The organism is Thioclava electrotropha, from assembly GCF_002085925.2.
Classification (GTDB): domain Bacteria; phylum Pseudomonadota; class Alphaproteobacteria; order Rhodobacterales; family Rhodobacteraceae; genus Thioclava; species Thioclava electrotropha.
The window spans coordinates 1921147-1946893 of sequence record NZ_CP053562.1; the positions used below are offsets into that span (position 1 = coordinate 1921147).

Annotated in this window: 26 protein-coding genes and 5 tRNA genes; 18 read left to right on the forward strand and 13 right to left on the reverse strand. The window is 63.7% G+C overall.

The features are described 5' to 3' along the window. The first annotated feature begins 132 nt into the window (after positions 1-132). The gene (locus tag AKL02_RS09155) at positions 133-495 is read left to right on the forward strand and encodes a plasmid mobilization protein (protein ID WP_083077849.1); all 363 of its coding nucleotides are present in this window, start codon (positions 133-135) and stop codon (positions 493-495) included. Further along, positions 492-2162 (forward strand): hypothetical protein, encoded by a 1671-nt coding sequence (locus AKL02_RS09160; protein WP_133051954.1) that lies wholly within the window; start codon positions 492-494, stop codon positions 2160-2162. The genes AKL02_RS09155 and AKL02_RS09160 overlap by 4 nt, the downstream gene beginning before the upstream one ends. A 20-nt stretch (positions 2163-2182) precedes the next feature. Here AKL02_RS09160 and AKL02_RS09165 read toward each other — a convergent pair whose 3' ends face one another. The 3 genes from AKL02_RS09165 to AKL02_RS09175 all read right to left on the reverse strand — a co-directional run bounded on the left by AKL02_RS09165 (position 2183) and on the right by AKL02_RS09175 (position 5209). Beyond that, on the reverse strand, positions 2183-4069 hold the full coding sequence (locus AKL02_RS09165; RefSeq protein WP_133051955.1) for a site-specific integrase: 1887 nt from the start codon (positions 4067-4069) through the stop codon (positions 2183-2185). Positions 4070-4190: 121 nt separating this feature from the next. Then, a tRNA-Asn gene (locus AKL02_RS09170) sits at positions 4191-4265 on the reverse strand. 71 nt (positions 4266-4336) lie between these two features. Next, positions 4337-5209 carry an MBL fold metallo-hydrolase gene (locus AKL02_RS09175; protein WP_232621754.1) on the reverse strand — a complete coding sequence of 291 codons (873 nt, stop codon included), beginning with the start codon at positions 5207-5209 and terminating at the stop codon, positions 4337-4339. A gap of 36 nt (positions 5210-5245) precedes the next feature. On the opposite strand from AKL02_RS09175, the gene AKL02_RS09180 reads away from it, so the two are divergent. The 11 genes from AKL02_RS09180 to AKL02_RS09230 all read left to right on the forward strand — a co-directional run bounded on the left by AKL02_RS09180 (position 5246) and on the right by AKL02_RS09230 (position 13963). Next, the gene (locus AKL02_RS09180; protein WP_083077855.1) at positions 5246-6580 is read left to right on the forward strand and encodes an ATP-binding protein; all 1335 of its coding nucleotides are present in this window, start codon (positions 5246-5248) and stop codon (positions 6578-6580) included. A 210-nt stretch (positions 6581-6790) separates the two neighbouring features. Continuing rightward, positions 6791-9205, forward strand: coding sequence for an endopeptidase La (gene lon, locus AKL02_RS09185; protein ID WP_078523364.1), 2415 nt, complete (start codon positions 6791-6793; stop codon positions 9203-9205). Between the two features lie 111 nt (positions 9206-9316). After that, complete coding sequence (locus tag AKL02_RS09190; RefSeq protein ID WP_083077856.1) at positions 9317-9778, forward strand: HU family DNA-binding protein; 462 nt, start codon at positions 9317-9319, stop codon at positions 9776-9778. A gap of 14 nt (positions 9779-9792) precedes the next feature. Continuing rightward, positions 9793-9867, forward strand: a tRNA-Val gene (locus AKL02_RS09195). 135 nt (positions 9868-10002) lie between these two features. Then, a complete protein-coding gene (locus AKL02_RS09200) occupies positions 10003-10716 on the forward strand; it encodes a dimethylsulfonioproprionate lyase family protein (protein ID WP_165756974.1) in 714 nt (237 codons plus the stop codon). A gap of 42 nt (positions 10717-10758) precedes the next feature. Further along, positions 10759-10834 (forward strand) — tRNA-Val (locus tag AKL02_RS09205). A gap of 134 nt (positions 10835-10968) precedes the next feature. Further along, the gene (locus tag AKL02_RS09210; protein ID WP_165756975.1) at positions 10969-11910 is read left to right on the forward strand and encodes a pirin family protein; all 942 of its coding nucleotides are present in this window, start codon (positions 10969-10971) and stop codon (positions 11908-11910) included. Between the two features lie 266 nt (positions 11911-12176). Then, positions 12177-12253, forward strand: a tRNA-Asp gene (locus AKL02_RS09215). Positions 12254-12281: 28 nt separating this feature from the next. Further along, a tRNA-Asp gene (locus tag AKL02_RS09220) sits at positions 12282-12358 on the forward strand. 82 nt (positions 12359-12440) lie between these two features. Next, on the forward strand, positions 12441-12701 hold the full coding sequence (locus tag AKL02_RS09225) for an RND transporter (RefSeq protein ID WP_083077858.1): 261 nt from the start codon (positions 12441-12443) through the stop codon (positions 12699-12701). Continuing rightward, a complete protein-coding gene (locus AKL02_RS09230; protein ID WP_083077859.1) occupies positions 12698-13963 on the forward strand; it encodes a glutamate-5-semialdehyde dehydrogenase in 1266 nt (421 codons plus the stop codon). The genes AKL02_RS09225 and AKL02_RS09230 overlap by 4 nt, the downstream gene beginning before the upstream one ends. A gap of 24 nt (positions 13964-13987) precedes the next feature. Here AKL02_RS09230 and AKL02_RS09235 read toward each other — a convergent pair whose 3' ends face one another. Further along, positions 13988-14602 carry a histidine phosphotransferase family protein gene (locus tag AKL02_RS09235; protein WP_083077860.1) on the reverse strand — a complete coding sequence of 205 codons (615 nt, stop codon included), beginning with the start codon at positions 14600-14602 and terminating at the stop codon, positions 13988-13990. 25 nt (positions 14603-14627) lie between these two features. Here AKL02_RS09235 and AKL02_RS09240 point away from each other — a divergent pair, with 25 nt between their 5' ends. The 3 genes from AKL02_RS09240 (at position 14628) to AKL02_RS09250 (ending at position 16573) form a co-directional block, all read left to right on the forward strand. Beyond that, entirely contained in the window at positions 14628-14807 is a 180-nt protein-coding gene (locus tag AKL02_RS09240) for a DUF3553 domain-containing protein (protein ID WP_093477165.1), read from the forward strand. 165 nt (positions 14808-14972) lie between these two features. Further along, positions 14973-15749: an L-ornithine N(alpha)-acyltransferase gene (locus AKL02_RS09245; protein ID WP_232621755.1), complete on the forward strand. Its 777-nt coding sequence runs from the start codon at positions 14973-14975 to the stop codon at positions 15747-15749. After that, positions 15746-16573, forward strand: a complete 828-nt coding sequence (locus AKL02_RS09250; protein WP_232621756.1) for a lyso-ornithine lipid O-acyltransferase — start codon at positions 15746-15748, stop codon at positions 16571-16573. The genes AKL02_RS09245 and AKL02_RS09250 overlap by 4 nt, the downstream gene beginning before the upstream one ends. On the opposite strand, the gene AKL02_RS09255 is transcribed toward AKL02_RS09250, so the two are convergent. The 3 genes from AKL02_RS09255 to tyrS all read right to left on the reverse strand — a co-directional run bounded on the left by AKL02_RS09255 (position 16549) and on the right by tyrS (position 18277). After that, positions 16549-16773 (reverse strand): ribbon-helix-helix domain-containing protein, encoded by a 225-nt coding sequence (locus AKL02_RS09255; RefSeq protein ID WP_078523132.1) that lies wholly within the window; start codon positions 16771-16773, stop codon positions 16549-16551. The genes AKL02_RS09250 and AKL02_RS09255 overlap by 25 nt on opposite strands. After that, positions 16770-16952 (reverse strand): DUF4169 family protein, encoded by a 183-nt coding sequence (locus tag AKL02_RS09260; RefSeq protein WP_083077861.1) that lies wholly within the window; start codon positions 16950-16952, stop codon positions 16770-16772. The genes AKL02_RS09255 and AKL02_RS09260 overlap by 4 nt, the downstream gene beginning before the upstream one ends. Positions 16953-17026: 74 nt before the next feature. Beyond that, the gene (gene tyrS / locus AKL02_RS09265; RefSeq protein ID WP_078523134.1) at positions 17027-18277 is read right to left on the reverse strand and encodes a tyrosine--tRNA ligase; all 1251 of its coding nucleotides are present in this window, start codon (positions 18275-18277) and stop codon (positions 17027-17029) included. A gap of 59 nt (positions 18278-18336) precedes the next feature. Here tyrS and AKL02_RS09270 point away from each other — a divergent pair, with 59 nt between their 5' ends. Together AKL02_RS09270 and AKL02_RS09275 are read left to right on the forward strand one after the other, a co-directional pair. Further along, positions 18337-19446, forward strand: coding sequence for an anhydro-N-acetylmuramic acid kinase (locus tag AKL02_RS09270; protein ID WP_083077862.1), 1110 nt, complete (start codon positions 18337-18339; stop codon positions 19444-19446). Positions 19447-19524: 78 nt separating this feature from the next. Next, on the forward strand, positions 19525-19971 hold the full coding sequence (locus AKL02_RS09275) for a DUF4405 domain-containing protein (RefSeq protein WP_083077863.1): 447 nt from the start codon (positions 19525-19527) through the stop codon (positions 19969-19971). Here AKL02_RS09275 and AKL02_RS09280 read toward each other — a convergent pair whose 3' ends face one another. From AKL02_RS09280 to AKL02_RS09305, 6 genes are all read right to left on the reverse strand, one after another. Next, entirely contained in the window at positions 19972-20400 is a 429-nt protein-coding gene (locus tag AKL02_RS09280; RefSeq protein WP_083077864.1) for a cupin domain-containing protein, read from the reverse strand. Beyond that, the gene (locus tag AKL02_RS09285) at positions 20397-21128 is read right to left on the reverse strand and encodes a haloacid dehalogenase type II (RefSeq protein WP_232621757.1); all 732 of its coding nucleotides are present in this window, start codon (positions 21126-21128) and stop codon (positions 20397-20399) included. The genes AKL02_RS09280 and AKL02_RS09285 overlap by 4 nt, the downstream gene beginning before the upstream one ends. An 83-nt stretch (positions 21129-21211) precedes the next feature. Beyond that, positions 21212-22486 (reverse strand): phosphopyruvate hydratase, encoded by a 1275-nt coding sequence (gene eno / locus AKL02_RS09290; protein ID WP_078541333.1) that lies wholly within the window; start codon positions 22484-22486, stop codon positions 21212-21214. A gap of 104 nt (positions 22487-22590) precedes the next feature. Then, complete coding sequence (locus AKL02_RS09295) at positions 22591-23487, reverse strand: DMT family transporter (RefSeq protein ID WP_083077865.1); 897 nt, start codon at positions 23485-23487, stop codon at positions 22591-22593. A gap of 64 nt (positions 23488-23551) precedes the next feature. Continuing rightward, positions 23552-24271 (reverse strand): endonuclease/exonuclease/phosphatase family protein, encoded by a 720-nt coding sequence (locus AKL02_RS09300; protein ID WP_083077866.1) that lies wholly within the window; start codon positions 24269-24271, stop codon positions 23552-23554. 27 nt (positions 24272-24298) lie between these two features. After that, the gene (locus tag AKL02_RS09305) at positions 24299-25729 is read right to left on the reverse strand and encodes a protein adenylyltransferase SelO (RefSeq protein ID WP_083077867.1); all 1431 of its coding nucleotides are present in this window, start codon (positions 25727-25729) and stop codon (positions 24299-24301) included. Between the last annotated feature and the right edge of the window lie 18 nt (positions 25730-25747).

The following is a 25747-nucleotide window of genomic DNA, read 5'->3' on the forward strand; positions in this document are numbered from 1 at the left end:
TCGATCAACGCCAAGCTTCTCACTTTGCGTGATTTTGTCTGACCGTTTTTTCAGGTCCGCTTTCCATACTGAGGACACCACCCATCAAGTGAACCCGCGTGCCGGGTATCCCATGTCCAAGGAGAAGCGCAGATGAAAGACACAGAAGTTGAATGTGAGGTCACAGACAAGCGCAAGCGGCGCGAGATCCGGGCAACGGATGCCGAATGGGCCGGGATCAAGAACGCAGCTTCGGCGGCTGATCTCTCGATCTCCGATTACGTCTGTCGATGCGCTCTCGCGACGGGCAATTTACCGCGCAGCAAGAAGTCGCCTGCAATCCTGATCAGGATCGAATGGGCGCTCTGTGAGCTCAACGAAATCCTTCGCGGCATTGCGCGGGAATTGGTCTCTACGGGCAAGATCGAGCCGAAGGCCTTGAATGTTCTCGTGCAATGCGAGGGCATGCTGATCAAGGTGGAGAGCGCGCTGCGCAAAAGCGGGCCGGTGCAATGATCATCGGCTGGACGAAATTCAAGGGGCACACCCTCGGCGACTATCAGCGGCTGGTCAATTATTTCGCCGCAGAAACGGCCGAAAAGCGGGTGAACACCTCGTTCATTTTGGTGCGGCGGCATCCGTCACCAGAGCTGCTGCGCGGCACTCCTGCGCACGTCCTGACCACGCTTGGAGCCCTGAACCATAAGCACCGTTTGTCGGCTTTCACGCTCACATTCTCGGAGGACGATATCTCGGTTCGCTCCTTTAATGCGGGCGATCCGGATCTGCGCGACACGGTGCGGCGCATTGTCGGTTTGGCCCTGGAGGTCGCGTTTCCCGGTGTGCCCAAAGATCGCCGGCCCGCAGCTCTTGTAACGACACATACGCATACCGGAAAGCTCGAGTTGAACTTCGCGCTCCCGCGATGCGTGATCCGCGCGGATGGCCGGGTGCGAGCGCACAATCCTTCCCCGCCGAGCAAGCGCGCGCATGACGCTTGGTGGGCTTTCGTCGACACCGTCAACGCGCATTTCGGCTTTGATGACCCGGGAAATCTGGATCATGCCCGGCTCATCAAGCTGCCGAATGGCATCGTCAAGCAGCTGGCTGAAGCGCGGAGAAACCTGCGAAGCTCTCCCTATGAAGTTCTGGAAGGGTTCATCCCTGCAGTCATCAACGAGGCGTCGAGCATTCTCGCCGAGCGCGGGGCTTTGAACCGCAAGGACTTACAAAAGGCGATCATGCCGGTCGCGAAAAACATCGGCCTGACGTTCGAAGAAAGCTCGGACTTCGGAACAACCTTTGTCTTTCGCTCCGAGGGGATTGAACAGCCGGTGACCTTTCGGGGCCCGCTGATGAGCGCGGAATGCGATGAAACCGTCTCACGCTGGCCGAGCTGGAACGAAGAACGCCAGAAGATATTGAGAGCCGCCCCTGAGAGGCTCGCCTCGCGCTGGCTCGAAATGGCAGACGATGTTTCCGTGCGGCATAAATTCGACAAGCCCGACAGCTTCGAAGCGCTGTCTGAATTTCTCGAACCCGCACCCAAGCCAGCGCCCCGCGCTTTTCGTCAGAAGGACAGGGGACTCCAGCCGATCGCCTGCCTCCTTCATCGTCTTGTAACCGAGCACCTGATGGGCGGGCTTGTCGCGCGTCTCGTCACCGCGCTTCCCGAAAACCTCTTTTGCGACCCACTCAAAAAATTGGAGGCCCTCAATGCCCGATATGCAAAACAACAGGAACCAAGTGAAACTTCAGGACATCCTGGATCTGATCGAGTCGAACCGACGTATCGCGGAGCTCATTCCAGATCTTCAGGCGCTCCTGGCGATCCAGAAGGAGCGCGGGGTGGTCGAACGACTGGATCAGATGATCGAGGATCTCGGCGCGATTTCGCAGCAGATCGCGGGCGCCGCGAGTATGATGGGCGACGCGATCGAAGCGTTTCAAAAGGACGCGCAGAAACGCGAGAAACGAGAGATGGAGGTCATCGAATTGATGGCGCTGGTTCACGAGCGCTTGCAGCGCTCGGATTGAGCGAGTTGGACGCGCGGATCAAAGCGCTGCTTGCCCGCCTTGGGGCCTCTCAGGGCGATGGGGCCGAACAGATCGAAGACGCGCTCGAGCCGGCAGAGATCGGCGCGCCCGAGGAGAACGACGAACTTCTTCCCGACGGGCCGTGAGCGCTTTGGGCGTCACAAGCTCAATAGACGATCGGCAACCTCTCGATCGCGTATCTAAGCAATTCGATTTCGGAGCCCTTCTCGTAATCAGTTTCGTGAACATCCTTACCTTCGTGCGCGACGATTTCGCGCACGACGACTTCCGGCACGGTGGTGTCGCGGCTGAGAATATTCTGCACATAGTGCTTCATCGAATGCAGCGAGAGCTTCTTGCCTTCTTCAGGGCCGATCGTTTGATCGATGATCTGGCGCATCCTTCTTGACACATCGCGACCAAAAACTTTGAGCGTTGCGTCATAAAGGTCCGGAAAAAGAAAGCGCTCGCCTGCTTTTCGTTGTGCCTCGACATGCTCGAGCAGGCCGAGCGCGATCAGGCGGGAGTGGATCGGGATGCGGCGTTTGGAAGCTTGGGTTTTGATCCGCCGCTCCTCCGTGAAGTCGATGTCGAAATACGCGATGCCATTATCGTCTTTGATAGCAGCTGTCGGCAGCCCGGCAATCTCGGCACGACGAAGCCCGGAATAGGCGCAGATCAGCGGGACCCAGAAGATGCCGTTCCGATAGATTACGGAACCGGGTCGCAGCTGATGATATTCCGATTTCGAGCCGGTCCAGACTGGAGACGTGAAGAGTTCGCGCAGCTGCTCCGCGGTGAACTTGTCGCGACGTTGGTTGGCGCGTTCCTTTTCTCGGCGGCGAAGCTTGTTCGGTTGCAGGGCGGGGTCGACCTTGATCCCTTCCTCCTGCGCCCAGGTGACGACTTGTTGAAGATGGTCGATATGCCGGTTCAGAGTGCCGATCGCGAGGCCGACTTTTTCGGGAGGCAGACTGGCCGACCGATCCAATAGTTGTTTCAACGTGGCGTTGGCGTCCTTGGAGCTTTTGCCCCAGCTTTTCGGCACCTTGTAGAGCAACTCGCGGAATCGGGCGGCGTCGCTCTTGTGAATCTTTGTCAGGTCCCGTTTTCCCGTCAGCGTGACAAAGAGGCGCCCGAAGGTGACGTATTGCCGAAGTGTCTTCTCTTCGATTCCCTCTTTGCGCTTGGCCGCGCTCATGCGCTCGATCACGGCGAAGATGTCCGGGTCATAGTCATGTCCGACTTCGGCGGAGTCTGGGTCTGGGCTTGCTTCAATGGGGCGCGAAATGCCAGATTCAGGTTTCGCCATGGTCTCAGCGCGCGGCGTGTGGTCGGACTTTGAGCCTTCGGGCGTGTCAACAGGTGATGCGAACAGCATCGAACCGAGCCCTTCAACAATTTCAGCTGCCATGTCCTGCGCGGGCTGAGGCGGGGCGGAGGAAAATCGTTCCCATGCAGCCGCCTTAGCTGCAGCGGTCAACTGACGGAGTTGCAAAGTTTCATACGCACCCATGGTGTCTCGGTCCGTGAGCTCAAGGAATTCGCGCCTATGGCGGTTAGACATGCCTTCGCTCAAAAGGCTGCGTGACAGGAGATCGAGCGTGTTTTCGAGGCATTCAATATCCCCGCAACTTGCACCTTCCGCTTCGAGCTGAAGACGGAGCGGGGCATCTAAGGTTGCCTCCAGACCTCGATCTGCAAGCAAACGCCACGCTTTGCGATGGGCCCAGTCGAGCCTGCGATCTTCGTCATCGTAGCCGCCATCCATCTTCTGGATCAGCTGCAACCTCTCGAGCTTAGCCATCTCGGCTTGCGCCACTTGGCTGAGCCAGGCTCGCGCCTCAGTTTTCGTCAGGTAGTTCTTATCGATTGCTTCAAACACTTGCTCGCTCTCCACGGTTAATTTGCGAGCGATTATAATGGCTTTCTCGCGGTCGCGGGTGCGCAAAGAGACCTGTAGGTCGCAGATTCCTGTGGATTGCGAACGAATCTTTCGCCGCCATTGATAGGTCTGGCCGCGTTTCGAGAGGTGTGGTTGTGAGTGAAGCATGCGCGTTTCCCCAACTGGGGCGGATCGCGCGGAACCTAGTTATCTGGTGTGACACCTTGGTGTGACAGATACGATGCCAACTTAAGGTGTCGCCAATGAAATCAAAGGCTTAAGGGAAAGTTGGCTCCGGCGGTAGGGATCGAACCTACGACCAATTGATTAACAGTCAACTGCTCTACCGCTGAGCTACGCCGGAACATGTGAGGGTGTATATGAATCTCGAATTGGGATGTCCAGAGGGTTCTGGCGAAAAATTTCAGGCTTTCGTCACGTCAGCGAAAATAGCGCCTCCGGGCGCAGGTCGGGCGCGGCGGTGACTTGGTTTTGCACTGACATTTCAACGAGATGCGCGAAGACGTTGCGCTCGGCCGCGGGCAGGAGGGCTGCGGGCACGTCGGTGTAGATCGCGCGGGTGAGGCCCTGCGGGGTGGCCGGACGCTCGGTGAGGGCGCTTCGGATCTGTTCGGTGCGGGCGTCGCGATGCGCGCGCTGACTCGCGATCAGGGTTTGGGGGTCAGTCACCGGGTCGCCGTGGCCGGGATAGAGGATGCGCGGGCTCTGCGCCTCGATCCGCGCGAGCGAGCGGTAATAGTCGCCCAAATCGCCGTCGGGTGGCGAGATCAGCGTCGAGGACCAGCCCATCACCACATCGCCGGTCAGAAGCGCATCGCCCATCGCGAAGCTCAGATGGTTGCAGAAATGGCCGGGCGTGTGCAGCGCGGTGAGCGACCAGTCGCCATGGCTCAGCGTCTCGCCGTCCTCAATGAGGATGTCGGGGTCGAAGGCGTTATCGACCCCTTCGCCGCCGCCCGCATGGCCGCGCGCCGCGAGTTCCGCCATTACAGGTGCGCGCCCGGATTCGGGCGGGCCGAAGGCGAGGATCGGCGCGCCCGTGGCCTCGGCCAAGAGCCGTGCGCCGGGGGAATGGTCGAGATGCGCATGGGTGACGAGGATATGGCTGACACGTTCACCCGGTGCGAGCGCGTCGAGCAGCGCCTGCAGATGGGCAGGATCGGCGGGGCCGGGATCGACCACCGCGACCTCGCCCGTGCCGATGACATAGGTGCAGGTGCCGGTATAGGTCATGGGGGACGGGTTCGGTGCGATGATCCGACGCAAGCCGGGCTGCAATTCTTCCATCTTTCCCTCCATCGCGGCCATCGTTAGGGTTCTGGCATGAAATTTCGCTGGCTGAAACAGATGATGCCGCGCGGGCTTTATGGGCGGGCCGCGCTGATCCTGATTCTGCCGGTGGTCACGATCCAGCTCGTGGTCTCGGTCGTCTTCATTCAGCGCCATTTCGAGCGTGTCACGCAGCAGATGACCGAAGGGATGGTGCGCGAGATCGCTCTGCTCGATCAGGTCGCGACCAATGCGCCGACGGCGGAGGTTGCGCGCGAACGGCTCGACGTGCTCGACAAGACGCTGAACTTCGCCTCGCAATTTCCGGCGCCCACGAATCTTGCGTCGCAGCGGGGCGATACACGTAGTTTCTTCGATCTGACCGGGATCGTGGTGATCTCGACGCTGCGGGCGAACCTGTCGCAGATCCGCTCCATCGATCTCGACAACAACACCAATTCCGTGCGGGTGGTGCAGGAGACGCCGAACGGACCGCTCGCGGTGACCTTCGCGCGCAGCCGGGTGTCGGCGTCGAATCCGCACCAATTGCTCGTTCTGATGGTCTTTGTTTCCATTCTGATGACGCTGATCGCCTATATCTTCCTGCGCAATCAGCTGCGTCCGATCCGCAGGCTGAGCCATGCGGCGGAGGAATTCGGCAAGGGGCGCAACCTGAATTACCGCGTCTCGGGGGCGACGGAGGTGCGCGCTGCGGGCCGCGCCTTCCTCGATATGCGCAACCGGATCGAGCGGCAGATCGAACAGCGCACGTTGATGCTCTCGGGTGTCAGCCACGATCTGCGCACGCCGCTCACGCGTCTGCGGCTCGGGCTGTCGATGATGGAGGAGAACGACGAGGTCCGCGCGATGGAGCGTGACGTCGACGAGATGGGGCGCCTTGTCGATGCGTTTCTCGAATTCTCGCGCGACGGGGCGTCGCATGGCGAGCCGGAGACGCTGCCGATCTGCGGCTTCGTCGCCGGCGTGGTGGAGGATATGCGGCGGATGGGGCGCGATGTGGCGCTTGTCGATTGCGACAGCGAAGAGGAGGCGACCTTCCGCCCCGATGCGCTCAAACGCGCCTTGGCGAATCTGATCGGCAACGCGGTGCGCTACGGCACGCGCGCGGAGATCACCGTCTCGATCGCGCGCACGGGGTGGCGAATCGCGGTGCATGATGACGGGCCGGGCATCCCGCCCGAACGCCGCGAGGAGGCGATCCGGCCATTTACCCGGCTCGACCCGGCGCGCAATCAGGATCGCGGGCAGGGCGTCGGACTGGGGCTTTCGATCACCGCCGACATCCTGCGCCGCCACGGTGGATCGCTGAAACTTGGGCGATCCGAACGGCTTGGCGGCTTGATGGCCGAGATGATCCTACCCCGGTGATCGGCTACACATTCGATCACGCGCGCGCACGAACCGCTCACGGCAACGAGATCGCCTCTTGCGGCCTGTCCCGGGGCCACGCATTGTGACGGGTGAGTGACATGCCCTAGTTGAACGGATGCTTCACGGCTCCTAGATATTGGGTTGAACAGGGGAGGGACGTGGTCGCCGAAAACGGGGCCGGACCCTCCTGCCAAGAGAGGAACGCCGATGACCGAATTTAGCTCTGTCACCCATCCGGTCCTGCCGCTGCGCGACATCGTGGTTTTCCCCCACATGATCGTGCCGCTCTTCGTCGGGCGCGAGAAATCCGTGCGCGCACTGGAAGAGGTGATGGCGGAAGACCGTCAGATCTTGCTCGCAAGCCAGGTCGATCCGTCGCAAGACGACCCCGATACGGACGGGATTTTCCGCGTTGGCGTGCTCGCCAACGTGCTGCAACTGCTGAAACTGCCCGATGGCACCGTGAAGGTGCTCGTCGAGGGCAAGAGCCGCGTGCGCATCACCGATTTCGTCGAGAATGACGACTATTTCGAAGCGAATGCCGAACCGCTGATCGAGACCGAGGGCGACGTGGAGACCATCCGCGCGCTGCTGCGCTCGGTCGCCGAGGAATTCGAGCGCTACGCGAAGATCAAGAAGAACATCCCCGAAGAGGCGCTCTCGGCCGTGGCCGACGCGACCGAAGCGGACAAGCTGGCCGATCTCGTTTCGGGCCATCTGGGGCTGGAAGTGGCCCAGAAGCAGGAGCTTCTGGAAACGCTCGACGTCTCCGAACGGTTGGAGCGGGTCTACGGTCTCATGCAGGGTGAGGTCTCGGTTCTCCAGGTGGAGAAGAAGATCAAATCCCGCGTGAAAACGCAGATGGAGAAGACCCAGCGCGAGTACTACCTGAATGAGCAGATGAAGGCCATTCAGAAGGAACTCGGCGATGGCGAAGACGGCCAGAACGAGATCCTCGAGCTCGAAGAGCGCATCGAGAACACCAAGCTCTCGAAAGAGGCCAAGGAAAAGGCCGAGGCCGAGCTGAAGAAGCTCAAGTCGATGTCGCCGATGTCGGCCGAAGCCACCGTCGTGCGCAACTATCTCGACTGGATGCTGTCGATCCCGTGGGGCACCAAATCCCGCGTGAAGAAGGACCTCAGCAAGGCCGAGGCCGTGCTCGACGCCGATCACTACGGTCTCGAGAAGGTCAAGGAGCGCATCGTCGAATATCTCGCGGTGCAGGCGCGCTCGGCCAAGCTCAAAGGCCCGATCATGTGCCTCGTGGGTCCGCCCGGCGTGGGTAAGACCTCGCTCGGCCGGTCTGTCGCCAAGGCAACGGGGCGCGAATTCATCCGCATCTCGCTGGGCGGCGTGCGCGACGAATCTGAGATCCGCGGCCACCGTCGGACCTATATCGGCTCGATGCCCGGCAAGATCATTCAGGCGCTGAAGAAGGCGAAGACCACGAACCCGCTCATCCTGCTCGATGAGATCGACAAGATGGGTCAGGACTTCCGTGGCGACCCGGCTTCGGCCATGCTTGAAGTGCTCGACCCCGAGCAGAACGCGACCTTCGTGGACCACTATCTCGAAGTGGAATACGACCTCTCGAACGTGATGTTCCTGACGACGGCGAACTCCTACAACATGCCGGGCCCGCTTCTGGACCGGATGGAGATCATCCCGCTCGCCGGCTACACCGAGGACGAGAAGGCCGAGATCGCCAAGCAGCACCTGATCCCGAAGCAGATCAAGGGTCACGGGCTCAAGAAGAACGAGTTCGAACTGACCGATGGCGCGCTGACCGACGTGATCCGCTACTACACCCGCGAGGCGGGCGTGCGGAATCTCGAACGCGATATCGCGAAGCTCGCCCGGAAAGCGGTGACCGAGATCATCAAGTCGAAGGGTGCAACCAAGCACATCACCGTCGACGAGGCGAAGGTGGGCGATTACCTGGGCGTCAAGAAGTTCCGCTACGGTCTGGCCGAGAAGGAAGATCAGGTGGGCGTCGTGACCGGCCTTGCCTGGACCTCCGTGGGCGGCGACCTGCTGCAGATCGAAGCTCTGCGACTGCCGGGTAAGGGTCGGATGAAGACCACCGGTAAGCTGGGCGACGTGATGAAGGAATCGATCGACGCAGCGTCCAGCTACGTCCGTTCGGTTGCGCCGCAATTCGGCATCAAGCCGCCGCGCTTCGAGAAGTGGGACATCCACGTCCACGTCCCGGATGGTGCGACGCCGAAAGACGGGCCCTCTGCGGGTCTGGCGATGGTGACCTCCATCGTGTCGGTGCTGACCGGTATTCCAGTGCGCAAGGATATCGCCATGACCGGCGAAGTCAGCTTGCGCGGCAACGCGATGCCGATCGGCGGCCTGAAAGAGAAACTGCTCGCGGCGCTGCGCGGCGGAATCACGACCGTCTTCATCCCCGAGGAGAATGAAAAAGACCTCGCGGATATCCCGGACAACGTGAAGGAGGGGCTGGAGATCGTGCCGGTGACCCACGTTCGCGAAGTCCTCGCCCGGGCGCTGGTTCGCCAGCCTGAGCCGGTCGATTGGGACGAAGAGGCCGAAGAGGCAGCAGCCGCTGCCGCCGCTGCGGCCAAATCGGACGGGCAGGGCGCAACCGCGCACTGATCGCCTTTGAATTGAAATCGAGAACGCCCGTCGCATATCGCGGCGGGCGTTTTTGCATTTGAACAGGTTTGCCCTTAACCTCTTCGTATTGCGATCAAAAAAGGAGCCGCTATGGCCAAGAGCCAGAAACCGAAATCGACCCGCAAGCCGCCCGTCGTGACGCCCGAGGCGCCTCCGGCCTCCGCCGCGACGCTCACGCCCGCCACGCCTGATCCGGCGCCTGAGCCGAGCGAGGCGAAGGCGCTCGTGCGCAAGAGGAGCTTCGTGGATCGGGTGATGGTCGAGGCCGGGGTGAAGCGCGGCGAGGCGAAAGCCATGTCGGAAGCGGTTCTCAAGGTTCTGGGCGAGGCGCTCTCGGAAGGCGAGGAGCTGAGCATCCCGCCGCTCGGCAAGCTGAAGATCAACCGCCAGTTCGAGAAGAACGGCGACGAGATCCTCGTGGTCAAACTGCGCCGCCCTTCGGGCATGCTCGAAGAGGTCGCGGCAGAGGCGAATGCGGCCGAAAATTCCCGAGCGGAGCAGGGTGGAGATTTCGACGAAAACCCTCTTGCGGAGCCAGAAGAGGGGCGCTAAAAGCCCGCCACGGAGGGCGATTAGCTCAGTGGTAGAGCGCATCGTTCACATCGATGATGTCGGGGGTTCAAATCCCTCATCGCCCACCATTTTCCTATGAAGGCGCGTCTTGAATAGACGCGCCTTTGTCGTTTTCCGGTTGGTTTTCTGCGCCCAGCGGCGTCAGATTATGAGCCAGACAGCACGCCAGAGATGCGCCCGAGGCGCGAGATGCGGAGGATGCGATGACCGACACGATGCCGATGAACGATGCGTCCCCCGACGAGGGGCTGCGCGTCTCCGATTGTCCAGACTGGCTGTATCTGCTGCGCGAATTCGACACGCTCTACCGGCACGGCTCGGCTGGCGGCAGCCGCCTGATCCGCAGCCATCGCAAACGGGTGCGCGACACGCTTTCGCAGATCATCGACACCAATCCCCCGGTGACGCCGCGCCAGCCGCAGCCGAAACCGGTGACAGCACATCTGTCGCGTGCGCTCGATCTTGGCGAGCGCGGCGCGGTCGCGGGCATGGCGCGGGCGCTGTCGCGCGTGACGGGGCAGCTGACATGGGAATATGGCTACGAGAAAGTGCCAAAGGCGCTGGCGCGCAAATATGCCTATTGCGAGGTGCTGGGTCCGCGCGGGCCGGTGGCCTCGGATCGGCTGGTGCTCGGATTCGTTCTGTTTGCGCCGCGCACGACCTATCCGCAGCACAGCCATAAAGAGATCGAGGAGAGCTATATCTCGGTCGCGGGCCCGTGGTCGGAGAATGATACTGCCGTGCATGCGCCGGGCTCGCTGATCCTGAACCGTCCCGATCACGAACACCGCATCACCACCGCCGATCTCGACCCCTGCCTGCTGGCCTATGCCTGGGTCGGGCCGGAGGCGCGGTTGACTGCGCCGGGGATGAAACTCTCCTCGACCCGAAAGGTGCGGATGCGCGAGGGCATCTGAGGTCTTGATCCCCGCGCAAGGCGAGGCTAGAGGAAGGGCCGGGGGCGGTTAGCTCAGTTGGTAGAGCGCTTCGTTTACACCGAAGATGTCGGGGGTTCGAGCCCCTCACCGCCCACCATTCCCCTTAAGTGTAATGATATCAACGGCTTGAATGTCGTTGCGCGGCCGCGCTCAGATTCTGTTCGCACACGGCTCTATGATATGCGCGCCGCGATGCTACCTTTCCCTCAACCACAGGAAAGGAGCGCTCCGATGAGCTGGAACCCCGCCCTCGACCCCGAAATCCCGATTGGCGACGCCGTCGACGCCATTGAAACCGTCATCGCGCCGCGGGCGCGTGACCTTGGCGGATTCGAGGTGCGCCGCGCGCTCCCGTCCGCCGCGCGGCAGATGATCGGCCCCTTCATCTTCTTCGACCAGATCGGCCCGGTCGAATTCCTCTCGGGCCAACGTGGCATCGACATCCGCCCGCACCCGCATATCGGCCTCGCGACCGTGACCTACCTTCTGCAAGGCCGCTTGCATCACCGCGATTCGCTGGGCACCGATCAATGGATCACGCCGGGCGCGGTGAACTGGATGAATGCGGGCTACGGCATCACCCATTCCGAGCGCACCGACGGCAAGGTCCGCGACACCGGCCAGCATCTTGCGGGCATCCAGACCTGGGTCGCACTGCCCGAAGATCAGGAAGAAGGGCAGGCGGCGTTCAAACATGTGGGCGCAGACGTGCTCCCCGAACTGCAGGCCGAGGGCAAGACCGTGCGGCTGGTGCTGGGCGATGCCTGGGGCGCGCATGCGCCGATCGAGCTGCCCTCCGAGATGTTCTACGCCGATGCGAATCTCGATCCGGGCGCGCAGCTCCCGCTGCCCGACAATCACGAAGATCGCGGCGTTTATGTGCTTCAGGGCTCTGTCACCGTGGCGGGTGAGACCTATGAGGAAGGCCGGATGCTGGTCTTCCGCCCCGGCGACCGGGTGTCGCTCAAGGCGGGCGGGCAGGGCGCGCGGCTCATCGTGCTGGGCGGTGCCACCATGGGCGGTCCGCGCTACATCTGGTGGAATTTCGTGGCCTCCTCGCGCGACAAGATCGACGCCGCGAAAGAGGCATGGCGCGCGGGCGACTGGGCGCATGGCCGTTTCCAGCTGCCCCCCGCCGACGATGCGGAGTTCATTCCTGCGCCGGAGCGGTGAGTTCGGAGTAGGGAGGGGGCTCTGCCCCCGACCTTCGGTTTCCCCCGGGATATTTCTGCCAAGAGGAAGCAGAAAGCGCATCTCATCGGGGCGCGTGCGGGCGCGATAAATAAGGGTCGCGGGCGCGCGCTGAGGAGCCGCGAATTGCTTGCCCGAACGGCAGGTGAAAATTCGTCGGATTTTTGCTCTCAGGCCGCTTGACGGGGGCAGGTCGCCCGCGTAATACCCTCCCCACGCTCGGACGGCGATCCGGGCAGATGATGCGAGCGGTTGTAGCTCAGTTGGTTAGAGTACCGGCCTGTCACGCCGGGGGTCGCGGGTTCGAGCCCCGTCAACCGCGCCATCATCCGGATCGCCCCGAGCGCAGATGCGCGGTTGTAGCTCAGTTGGTTAGAGTACCGGCCTGTCACGCCGGGGGTCGCGGGTTCGAGCCCCGTCAACCGCGCCACTTTCCCCTCCTTTACGGTAAAGTTGCGTTTGTGAAACGCGCATCTGTCGCTTATATCCGGGCGAAGTTTCGGGAGGAGCGTATGCGCTGGATCAAACAGGTTTTCGACCACATCACCCTGCTGCAAGCGGTGCTTTTCGCTGCACTGCTCGGTCTCGCGCCATTCACCCCAGAGCCACATATCTGGGAAAAGCTGAAGATGTTGGTGGCGGGCACGCTAGTGCGTCCGATCGACTGGTTCGATCTGGTCATGCACGGACTGCCGTGGATCGTGCTGGCGGCGAAGCTGGCGCAATGGGTGAAGACGGGACAGACCGGGAAATCCGGGAGAGGTGCGCAATGAAAGACGACATGGACGCCAAGGGGCTGATCGAGACGATGGGCGCGGCCGCGCGCGCGGCGAGCGCGGAGCTGGCCTTTGCCAGCGCCGAGGTGAAGCAAAAGGCGCTGGAAGCGGCCGCCGATGCGGTGCTCGCGCGCAAGGGCGAGATCATCACCGCCAATGGCGAGGATATGGCCTACGGTGCCGAGAAGGGGCTGAGCCCCGCGATGATGGACCGGCTGATGCTGGACGACGCGCGGATCGAGGCGATCGCCAAGGGGCTGCGGGCGGTGGCGGCGCAGCGCGATCCGGTGGGCGACACGATCGCGGAATGGGACATGCCTTCGGGGCTGCATATCAAGCGCGTGCGTACGCCGCTTGGCGTGATCGGCGTGATCTATGAATCGCGGCCCAACGTGACCGCGGATGCGGGCGCGCTGTGCCTGAAATCGGGCAATGCGGTGATCCTGCGCGGCGGTTCGGAGAGCTTCCATTCCAGCCGCGCCATTCACGCCTGCCTGCTCGAAGGTCTGCGTGCCGCGGGTCTGCCCGAAGCGGCGGTCCAGCTGGTGCCGACCCGTGACCGCGCCGCCGTGGCCGAGATGCTGCGCGCGACCGAATTCATCGACGTAATCGTGCCGCGCGGGGGCAAGGGGCTCGTCGGGCTGGTGCAGGCCGAAGCCCGCGTGCCGGTCTTCGCCCATCTCGAGGGCATCTGCCATATCTATGCCGACGGCGCCGCCGATCTGGAGCAGGCGCGGGCCGTGGTGGTGAACGCCAAGACCCGGCGCACCGGGATTTGCGGCGCGATGGAATGTCTGCTGATCGACCGCGCCTTCTGGGACACCCATGGCGGCGTGCTGATCGAAGATCTGCTGAAGGCGGGCGTCGAGGTGCGCGGCACCGGCGAACTCTTGTCGATCGAGGGCGTCACCGAGGCGAGCGCGGAAGATTTCGGGCGCGAATTCCTCGATATGATCTGCGCGGCGAAGATCGTGGATGGCGTGGATGGCGCGATCGAGCATATCCGCCGCTATGGCAGCCAGCACACGGAATCGATCCTGACCGAGAATGACGCGGCCGCCGACCGCTTCTTCGAGCGGCTCGACAGCGCGATCCTGATGCGTAACGCCTCGACCCAGTTCGCTGATGGCGGCGAGTTCGGGATGGGCGCAGAGATCGGGATTGCGACCGGCAAGATGCATGCGCGTGGCCCGGTGGGCGCCGAGCAACTGACGTCGTTCAAATATCTGGTGACGGGGCATGGCACGGTGCGCCCCTAAGGCGCACCGAACATCCCTGAGACCTCAGAACGCGATCGTGCCGCCGTCGGTGTCGACCGACCAGTCGAGCCTGCGGCCCTGCCGCGATGCCTCGCGCGGTAGAATCGCGAATTGCACCCGCGCGGGCGTCAGTTCCATCTGGGCCCCGTCGAGCACGGCGAAAACCTCGCGGTTAGGCCGTGCTTTCTCGGACCGCGCGGTGATCATCCAACCATCGCCGCAGGGCAGCGCGCGTAGCGTGCCGCCGAAGGGCAGCGCGGTCTCCAGGCAGAGCATCGCGAGAAACGCCAGCTTCACCTCGGCGCGCGGCGCATCGCCCGGTACTTTCCACTCGTAGTCCAGACGGCTCTGCGCCGATAATTCGCCCAACATTCCGGCGACTTCCGCCTCGCCAAGCTGCTGTTCCGCGCCGGCCCGCCCGAAGGCCACCCGGAAAAACTTGACGCGCGCATTCGCCGCCGCCACGCTTTGGGCGATCAACTCGACCTCGGGCCCGGGCGTATCGTGCGTCATGGAGAGCAATTCGACCCCATTGCCGATCGCCCCGATCGGGCTGATAAGGTCATGACACAGGCGCGAGCCCACAAGGGCGGTCAAATCATCGTCGTCCGTACCGGCATTGGCGGTCTCGAATGGCATTAAACTCTCCAATAGGTGAAATGTGATCTATGAAATTCTCGAACCCGGCATGCTGGTCAGAAACCCGGCCCAGCCCGACTGGGGCACCGGACAGGTTCAATCGCGTATCGGCGAAAAAGTGACGGTAAATTTCGAGCATCAAGGCAAGCTTGTCCTGGACGGGCGGCGGGTCGCGCTGGAATTGGTTTTCTCTGAACAAAGTTGACGAATGGTTAACAGCTTCGTGAGGTCGTGTGGGAAACCTTCAACCTTGGGATGTGGCGATTGAACCCTCCGTGATGCGCCGATGACACGGCGCGCACCGCGCGATATTGCCAATCCGGGCGCGGCTTTCTAAACCGGGCCATCGAAGATCGGCAGGAGGACGCCCGTGATCGACAGCGCCGCATTCGAAATCAGGCTGGCCCGTGATGCCGCCGATCTCGTGGCGTCGCAGCGGCTCCGTTACCGCGTTTTCGTCGAAGAGCTCGGCGGCGGCGGTGAGACGGTCGATCACGAAAATCGTCTCGAAAGCGACCGGCTCGATCCCGTCTACGATCACCTGCTGCTGGTCGATCCCGCACGCGCGGAAGGCGAGCATGTGGTGGGGGCCTACCGGCTCTTGCCCTCGGATCGGCTGGAGCGGGCGGGGCAGTTCTATTGCGACAGCGAATATGACCTCGCGCCGCTGATCGGGACCGGCCGCAAGCTCCTGGAACTTGGCCGCTCCTGCGTCGATCCGGACTATCGCGGCGGGGCGGCGATGCTGCTTCTGTGGAACGCGCTGGCCGATTACGTGCTGGCCCATGACATCGAGATTCTCTTCGGCGTGGCCTCCTTCCACGGCACCGATGCCGAGACGCTGAAAGCGCCGCTCTCGTGGTTGCATCACCACCATCTTGCGCCCGAACATATGCGCCCGCGCGCACGGCCCGAAGCCTATCAGCCGATGGACCTCGTGCCCGAGGACGCGCTGGACCGGCGCGCGGCGCTGGCTCAGATGCCCAATCTGATCAAGGCCTATCTGCGGCTTGGTGGCTTCGTGGGCGAGGGTGCCTTCATCGACCGTCCCTTCAACACCACCGATGTCCTTTTGCTGATGGATACCAAGGCGATGAGCGACAAGCATCGCAGCTTCTACACCCGTCGTTTCGAGGGCCGCGCGTGAGCTGGATCGAGGACGAGCCCGATCCCAAACCGCTTGGCGCGCTCGATTGGACGCGGGCTGTGTTGCGGGGGCTGATCTGGGGGCTGATGCTGCTGATCGGGCTGATCGTGCTGCTGCTGGTGCGTCTGGTGGAGCGCCCGGTTCACGGGCTGGTGCGCCCCTGGACGCCGTGGATCACGCAGGCGGTCTGCCGGATGAGCTTCCCGATCCTCGGGATCTCCTATCGCGTCACCGGGCGTCCGATGACCAAGATCGGCGCGGTGGTCGCCAATCACGGGTCATGGCTCGATATCTTCGCGCTCAACGCCTGCCAGCGGGTCTATTTCGTCTCCAAGGCCGAGGTCGCCAAATGGCCCTTCGTCGGCTGGCTCGCACGGGCCACCGGCACCGTCTTCATCAAGCGCGACCCGCGCGAGGCCAAGACGCAGCAGGGCCTGTTCGAGGATCGCATCCGCGCGGGCCATCACCTGCTGTTCTTCCCCGAAGGCACCTCGACCGATGCGCGCCGCGTACTACCCTTCAAGCCGACGCTGTTTCAGGCCTTCTACAGCCACGGGCTGGAGCGCGTGATGCAGATCCAGCCGGTCACCGTCGTCTACACGCCCCCCGCGGGCGAGGACGTGCGGTTCTATGGCTGGTGGGGCGATATGGGCTTCGGGCCGCATCTGATAAAAGTGCTGGCCCAAAAGCGGCAAGGCGCGGTCGAGGTGGTGTTCCACACGCCGCTCTCCGTCTCCGATTATCGCTCGCGCAAGGAGCTTGCATGGGCGGCGGAAAGCGCCGTGCGCCGCGGGCTGCCTTACGAGATCGCGCGCGCCCGGTAATATGCCAGAACGTAGAGGCGTATGGCCGTGGCAAGCCCCGTCTCGGTGCCGCGATCCACATCAATTTCGGCTGCCAACTCGTTGAGACCAAGGTTTTTTTCGGTCGCGATATCGCGGAAGGCGCGCCAGAATTCGTCCTCCAGCGTGACCGAGGTGCGGTGCCCGCCCAGCGTCAGAGAGCGTTTCTTCGGTCGGCTCATTCGTCGTGCTCGCGCTGATGCCCGTCGAGATCGCGCCGCTCTTTCGTGGCGCGGCTTTCCTGCAGCGTCTTCTCTGCCTTGCTGCGCCCGAATTTCTCAGCGTTCACAGAGCCTTGCTCGCGTTTCTTCACGCGGGCCTGCTGTTTGCGAAACTGATTGAGATTGCTGACCTTGCTCATAGGCAAAGAGTGCCACAGCCGACCGGATCGGGAAAGGGGCTTGGGCGCGCCCGCATGAGGCGCGCCCGAAAGGTTTATTCGACTTCGACCAGCGCGTGGCGCTTCTTGCCCGCGCTCAGCTTCACCGGGGTCTCCAGATCGGCGGCGGTGAACATGCGGCCCGGATCGGCGCAGGTCTCGTCGTCGACCTTGAGCGCGCCTTCCGCGATCAGCCGCTTGCCGTCCTTACCCGATTTCGCAAGGCCCGAGCGCACCACGAGCTGCGCGAGGCTGATCCCGTCGCCGAGTTCCTCGACCGTCAGCGTGAGCGTCGGCAGGTCGTCGCCCACGCCACCTTTCTCGAAGACTTCGCGCGCGGTCGCCTCGGCGGCATGCGCCGCGTCCCAGCCGTGGCAGAGCGCAGTGACCTCGTTGGCCAGACGCACCTTCGCCGCGTTGATCTCGGAGCCTTCCAGCGCACCCAGGCGCTCGCATTCTTCGACCGGAAGCTCGGTGTAAAGCTTCAGGAAACGGCCCACATCGGCGTCGGTCGTGTTGCGCCAGAACTGCCAGAACTCGTAAGGGCTCAGCATGTCCGAGTTCAGCCAGATCGCGCCGCCCTGGCTCTTGCCCATCTTGCGGCCGTCCGAGGTGGTCAGAAGCGGCGAGGTCAGCCCGTAGATCTCGTGATCGAGCACACGGCGCGTCAGGTCGATCCCGTTGACGATATTGCCCCACTGGTCCGAGCCGCCCATCTGCAGCAGGCAGCCGTAGCGGCGGTTCAGTTCGAGGAAGTCATAGGCCTGCAGGATCATGTAGTTGAATTCGAGGAAGGACAGCGATTGCTCGCGATCCAGCCGCGATTTCACGCTCTCGAAGGACAGCATCCGGTTGACCGAGAAATGCCGCCCGATATCGCGTAGAAATTCGAGGTAGTTCAGCCCGTCGAGCCATTCCGCGTTGTTCAGCATGAGCGCATCGGTCGGTCCGTCGCCGTAATCGAGGTATTTCGCGAAGACCTGCTTCATCCCGGCGATGTTTTCGTCGATCGCTTCGGGCGTCAGCAGTGGGCGCTCATCGGAGCGGAACGACGGGTCGCCGACCTTCGTGGTGCCGCCGCCCATCAGGGTAATCGGCTTGTGGCCGGTCTTTTGCAGCCAGCGCAGCATCATGATGTTCAGCAGGTGGCCGACATGCAACGACTTCGCCGTCGCATCATAGCCGATATAAGTCGGCACGACCCCCTTCGCCAAAGCCTCGTCCAGCCCCTGATAATCCGTGCAGTCGGCCAGAAAGCCCCGCTCGATCATCACGCGCATGAAGTCTGATTTCGGATGGTAGGTCATCGTGCTTGTTCCTTTCGTCTGAGCGTGCGTATATCGGGGCAGGCGACGAGAGGGAAGCCATGTTGAAATCCGGGCCGGTCTGGGCAGTTGGCGCCATGTCGGGCACGTCCTTGGACGGGGTGGACGCGGCGCTCGTATTGACCGACGGAACCCGCATTCTCGATTTCGGCCGCAGCGACTATCGCCCCTATACCGAGGCCGAGCGCGCGACGCTCCATGCAGCTCTCGGGCATTGGCCCGGAGAGCCCGGTGTGGAAGAGGCCTGCGAGGTGGTCGAGACCGCCCATGCGGAACTGCTCAGCGGATTGGGAGAGGCGCAGCTCGTGGGCTTTCACGGCCAGACGCTCGCCCATGATCCCTACGGGATGCAGGGTCCGCGCCGCACCCATCAGGCAGGCGATGGCTCGGTTCTGGCCGAGGTGCTGTCGCGCCCCGTGGTCTGGGATTTCCGCTCCACCGATGTGGAGATGGGCGGGCAGGGCGCGCCGCTCGCGCCGTTCTTCCATTTCGCCTGCGCAAAATACGCCAAGCTCGACGCGCCAGCGGTGTTTCTGAACCTCGGCGGCGTCGGTAATGTCACCTGGGTCGATCCGCGCCAGCCTTCGGCAGAGGTGCCCGGCGCGGTTCTGGCTTTCGATACCGGCCCCGCCAACGCGCCGATCAACGACCTGATGCGGCTCCGGCGCAAGGCCGAGTTCGATGCGGGCGGAGAGCTGGCGTTGGCGGGCACGGTCGACGTGGCAGTGGTGGAGGCTTTCCTGACGCATCCCTATTTCCTGAAAATGCCGCCCAAATCGCTCGACCGGAACGATTTCCACGACATCCTGACCCGCGTCGCGGAGTTGGACGACGCGGATGCCGCGGCCACGTTGACGGCCTGTGCGGCTGCTTCGGTCGCGCGCGCGGGCGAGCATTACCCGACGCCGCCGAAAGCGATCTATGTCTGCGGCGGCGGGCGGCTCAACACCGCGCTGATGGTGGCGTTGCAGCGGCGCATGAACGTGCCGGTGCAGCCCGTCGAGGATATCGGGCTCGATGGCGACATGCTCGAGGCACAGGCCTTCGCCTATCTCGCGGTGCGGGTGGCGCGCGGCATGGCGACCTCGGGGCCCTCCACGACCGGGGTCTCGGCGCTGATCGGCGGCGGCAAGGTCTCGCGGCCCGGCTAATTTCGCATCACTTGACGCCGATCATGCCGCGCCGCGGCGGACGGCGCTAGGATTGGCCTCAACGCAGAGGGTAATTCTATGTCTCAAACTCCAACCGATCCCTGTCCCACGCCGCAGGCGCGCAAGCAGGCCCCGTTCTCGAACCGGGCCGCCGCAGTCTTTCTCGCGGGGCTCAGCTTCGTCGTCATGGTCATCTCCGGCCTCGTCGTCAGCATCGCGCCCTCGGGCCGGGTGGCGCGGGATATCGACTGGTCGCTCCTCGCGCTGAACCGCGCCGATTGGGAGCTTTTGCACTTCGCGATGGGGGTGCTCTTCATCTTCGCCGGGGTCTGGCACATCAAGCTGCACTGGCCGGTGATCCGCAACCTGCTGTGGTCGGCGGCGGCGCAGACGCTGTGCCACCGGCGCGAACTGGCGCTGGCGGTCGGGCTGGTGGGTGCGGTGATCGTGCTGACGCTGCTCTGGTGGCCGCCGGTCAGCTGGCTCGATCAACTGTCCCGCTGGGCGAGCATCGGGCTCTGGTGATCAGCGGGGGATGTCGAAGCTTCTCGGGGCCAGCTCGAACCCCTCGAAGCGAAAGCCCGGCGAGACGGTGCAGCTGACGAGGCTCCACGCCCCGGTCGAGCGCGCCGATTGCCACTGGCCCGCGGGCACGATCCCCTGCGGTTGATCGCCGCCAAGCACGTCGGGGCCCAACAGTAGTTCCAGCACCGGCCCCGCCTCCTGCGGCGCAATGTCGAGCTGCACCGGGGCGCCTGCGTGGAAATGCCAGATCTCGGTCGCGTCCACCCGGTGCCAATGGCTGCGCTCGCCCGCCTTGAGCAGGAAATAGATGCACGTACCCGAAGGGCGCGCGCCGTCTGCGGCCTCCGCCTCCCAGGTCTGGCGGTAATGCCCGCCCTCGGGATGGGGCGCGAGGCCGAGGGCTTCGATGATCGCGTCGGCCTCACTCATGCGAAAAGCTCCTTCGCCAGCGTCTCGAAATCGGGCGCAATCGCGTCCCATTCCTCGCTCGGCACAAGGTCCTTGTCCTGAGCGGGCCCGTATTCGGTGGGGCGCGGAACGAAAGCGGTCCGTAGCCCCAAGGGCCGGGCGGCTGCGAGATCGTCATTATGCGCGGCCACCATCATCACCTCTTCGGGCGGCAGGCGCAGCGCGGCACAGGAGGCCAGGTAGACCACGGGCTTGGGCTTGTAGTCGCGCGCGATATCCGCGCCAAGGATGCAATCCCACGGCAGCCGCGCATGGCGCGCAAGCCGCGTCATCAGCGCGATGGACCCGTTGGAGCAGGGCGCGATGATCGCATGACGCTTCAGCGCGTGAAGACCGCCGACCACATCGGGCCACGGGCTGAGCCGCTCCCAGACATGCGACAGGCTATCGGGCGCCGAGACCGCGAAGCGTTTCGCCACCCGGTGCAGGTTCTCGCGATGCAGGTCGTCGAGCGCCACATAGCCGCGTCCGCCGTCCCGAATTCGCCGCATCGCAGGATCGTATTCGGCGCGCCACGCATCGGCGAAGGCAAGGGAATCGATCCCGGGAAAGGCGATCTCCACCTCATGCGCGACCGAGTTGCGCCAATCGACACAGGTGCCGAACACATCGAAAATCAGAGCCTTGATCATGGCCCGACAGTGACGCGGATCGCGGCGCAGCGCAATCGCCCCTTCGGCTTGGCTCAAATATCCTCGCCGAAGGCGAAACGAAAACCCCCGGCGAAGCGCGTGCTCCGCCGGGGGCTTGGGTGTCTCAATTCAAGGTACGCTTAGCGCAGGATCGAACGCCCCGCATATTCCGCGGTCTCGCCCAGCGATTCCTCGATACGGATCAGCTGGTTGTATTTCGCGAGCCGGTCCGAACGGGCCAGCGAGCCGGTCTTGATCTGACCGCAGTTCGTGGCGACCGCGAGATCGGCGATGGTCGCGTCCTCGGTCTCGCCCGAACGGTGGCTCATCACGTTGGTGTAGCCCGCGCGATGCGCCATATCGACGGCCTGCAGCGTCTCGGTGAGGGTGCCGATCTGGTTGACCTTCACGAGCATCGAGTTCGCGACGCCCTGCTTGATGCCATCGGCCAGACGCGTCGGGTTGGTCACGAAGAGATCGTCGCCCACCAGCTGCACCTTGTCGCCCAGACGCTCGGTCAGGAGCTTCCAGCCTTCCCAGTCGTCCTCGGCCATGCCGTCTTCGATCGAGATGATCGGATAGGCGCCCAGCAGCTTCTCGAGATAGTCGACATTCTCTTCCGAGGTCAGCGACAGGCCTTCGCCCTTCATCTCGTATTTGCCGTTCTTGTAATATTCGGTCGAGGCGCAATCCATCGCGAGGTAGATGTCCTCGCCCGGCTTGTAGCCCGCTTTCTCGATCGATTTCAGGATGATGTCGAGCGCGGCGGTGGTCGAGCTGAGTTCCGGCGCGAAGCCGCCCTCATCGCCCAGACCAGTCGTCATGCCCGCCGCCGAAAGCTCTTTCTTCAGCGTGTGGAACACTTCCGAGCCCATGCGCACCGCGTCGCGGATATTGCCCGCCGAGACCGGCATGATCATGAATTCCTGGATGTCGATCGGGTTGTCGGCATGCTCGCCGCCATTGATGATGTTCATCATCGGCACCGGCAGGACACGCGCCGAGGTGCCGCCGACATAGCGATAGAGCGGCAGGGTCGAGAAATCGGCGGCGGCTTTCGCGCAGGCGAGCGAGACGCCGAGGATCGCGTTGGCGCCGAGGCGGCCCTTGTTCTCGGTGCCGTCGAGTTCGATCATCGCACGGTCGATCTCGACCTGCTCGGTGACGTCCTCGCCGACCAGGTTCTCCGCGATCTCGCCGTTCACGGCCATCACGGCTTCCAGAACGCCTTTGCCCATGTAGCGGGCCTTGTCGCCGTCGCGGCGCTCGACCGCTTCATGCGCGCCGGTGGAGGCGCCCGAAGGCACGGCCGCACGGCCCATCGTGCCGTCTTCGAGGATCACGTCGACTTCGACGGTGGGGTTGCCACGGCTGTCGAGAATCTCGCGGGCGTGGATGTCGATGATGGTGCTCATGGGGGCGCTCTCCTCGGGCTCCGGTTGATGCTTGGCTAGCTGCATACACCCGTGCTGCGCCTGCGAAAAGGCCGTAAGGGCAATTTCTGGAAGAAATGTTACCGCTAACGGCGGCCTTCCCGGCGCAGTTTGGCCTGCCGCCACAGCGCGTAGAGGCCCGAGCCCACGATCACCGCCCCGCCGATCAGTGTCCAGCGATCCGGCGGCTCGGCGAAAACGACGGTCGAAATTACCACCGCGAAGGCGAGACGTGAATAGCGAAACGGCATGATGACCGCGATCTCGCCCAGCCGCACCGAGGCGATCAGCGCGTAGTAACCCACCGGCCCGATTGCGAGCGCGCCCGCAAGGTAGAGCCAATCCATCGGCTCGGGCGCAACGATCGGCTCGGGTAGGACCGCCAACAGCACCAACCCCAGCGGCAGCACGCAGAAGAAGCCCAGCGTCGCCACCTGCAGCGAGGTCACATCGCGCGGCACGCGTCGCGTGGTCACATCGCGCATCGACAGGCCGATGACCGCGCCGACCGCGAGAAGCGAGAGCATCGAGAATTCGTCGGTGCCGGGGCGGATCACGACCAGCACGCCCAGAAAACCGATCAGAATGGCGGAGAGCCTGCGCCAGCCGACCCGCTCCTTGAGGAAGATCGCCGCGCCAAGCGTGGTCGCAAGCGGCGTCGCCTGATGGATCGCAGTCGCCTGGGCCAGCGGCGTGAAAGCCACGGCGGAGACGAAGAAGCCGGTGCCGACGATCTCGCCAACGTTGCGCAGCCAGAGCGCCGAGGACAGCAACGAGCGGGTGAAGATCCGTTCGCCCTTCATCTTGGCGAGCACCGCGAAGATCGTCGCGCCGCCAAGCCCGACGGCGGCGAGAATTTGCCCCACCGGCCAGTCGCCCGCGAGCATCTTGATGAACATATCCTCAAGCGCGAACCCCGCCATCGCGAGGATCATCAGCATAGAGCCGCGCAGGTTGTCGTGGTCGGTGGGTTCGGGTATCATGGGGCGCTCCTGACCGGATGGTCAAGGCCCACCTAGCGCGGGCGTGATCGGCCTTCAAGGCGCGTCACGAACTGGGATGCGCCCGGGTGACGATGCCGCCGATATCGGCCCAGATCGGCAGATGATCCGAGGCCACCCGCGCCAGCGGCGTATCCAGTACGCCCTTGCGCACCACCCGCAACCCCGGCGAGGTCACGATCCGGTCGAGCTGGCCGATCGGCGCGCGCGAGGGGTAGGTCGCGCCCGGCGCGTGGATGTGAAACCCGGTCAGCGCCTCGAACCCGTGCCGCGCGCGCCATTCGTTGAAATCACCGATGGCGAGAGCGGGGTGCGGTTTCACCCCGGCCATGATCTCCGCGATCCGCGCCCATTGTTCGCGCCGATCCGTGCGCCGCAGCCCCAGATGCGCCGCGATCAGCAGGAAGGGCGCGCCGCTGTCGGGCGCGATATTCACCGCGATGGCGCCGCGTGGCTCGAGACCGGGCAGGGTGACCGGTTCGACCCCCAGCACCCGCGAGCCGCGCCGCACCAGCACGACCTGCCCATGCCAGCCCAACGAGGCGGCGGTGGTGCGGGGCATGTCGTGGCGGATGAAGTCGGTTTCTTCCTCGATCAGCTTTTGCGGCAGCGCCGCCGGTCGCTCGCCCATGCGCTTGTCGACCTCCTGCAAGGCGATCACATCGGCATGCAGCGCATTGATGACATTCACGACCCGCGCCGGATCATGCTTGCGGTCGGTCCCCACGCATTTGTGCAGATTGTAGGAGGCGATCCGAAGTGTCATTTTTATGAGTGCCTTACAGGGTGATCTTCATATGCCACAGAAGGTCCGATACACCCGTTCATCGGATTTCGGCGCGGCTTCATACTCGGCGTAACGCGGATCTTCAGCATAGGGATCCGCGAGCGCGGCCATGAGGCTATGGAGCGGGCCGTCATCGCCATCGACCGCCGCCGCGATCATCTCTTCGATCCGGTGATTGCGCGGGATGCGGAGCGGGTTCGCGGCGGCCATGACGGAGCGCGGATCGTCCTCGCTGGCGATCCGCTTCTCCCAGCCCTCGCGCCAGAGATCGAAGGCCATCGGCTCTGTGAATTCCTTTCCCGCCGCCTTAGGATCGCGCCGCAACGCACTGAAGACGCGCGTGAAATCGGCTTTCTCGGTCGACATGCGGTTCAGCAGGTCTTCGATCAGGGGCAGATCGTCTTCGGTCGCCTCCGCGATGCCGATCTTGCGACCCATCAGCCGCAGCCATTCGCGCTGATAGACGCCGATGAAGCTGTCGACCGCGGCGCTCGCCTGCTCAATGGCGGCATCGTCCTCGCCGATCAGCGGCATCAGACAGGTCGCGAATTGCGCGAGGTTCCAGACCGCTACTTGCGGCTGGCGCGCATAGGCATAACGCCCTTGCTGGTCGATGGAAGAGAACACGCGCCCCGGATGGTAATGGTCCATGAAAGCACAGGGGCCATAATCGATCGTCTCGCCCGAAAGCGCCATGTTGTCGGTGTTCATCACGCCATGGATGAAGCCGATTGCCATCCATTTCGCGACCAGCTCGCCTTGCTTCGCTGCGACCGCGCGCAGCACCTCTAGCGGCGTTTCGCAATCGGGATAGTGGCGCTCTATCAATGTGTTGAGGAGCGTCCTTAATCCATCGCGGTCATTGCGCGCCGCAAAATACTGGAAGGTGCCGACGCGGATATGGCTGCGCGCGACGCGGGTCAGGATCGCACCGGGACGCCCCGAGGCGTCGCGCACCACCGTCTCGCCCGTGCGCACCGCCGCCAGCGCGCGCGTCGTCGGCACGCCCAGCTTCGCCATCGCTTCGCTGAGCACATATTCGCGCAGCACCGGGCCGATCCACGCCCGCCCGTCAGAGCGTCCGCGCGAAAACGGCGTGCGGCCCGCGCCTTTCAATTGCAGATCGAACCGCGCGCCGTCCGGCGCCACGATCTCGCCCAGCAGCACCGCGCGCCCGTCGCCCAGACGCGGCACGAAGCCGCCAAACTGGTGGCCCGCATAGGCCTGCGCGATCGGCTCGGCACCGTCGGGCATCGTATTGCCCGCCAGCATCGCGAGCCCCTCGGGGCTTTCCAGCCAATCGGCATCGAGGCCCAAACGCGCGGCAAGGTCGCGGTTCAGGATCACCAGCTCGGGCGCTTTGACCGGTTGGGGCGGCTGACGCTCGAAGAAGCTGTCGGGCAGGCGGGCATAGCTGTTGTCGAAGGGAATGGTCATGGGGTCTCCTTGCCTCCC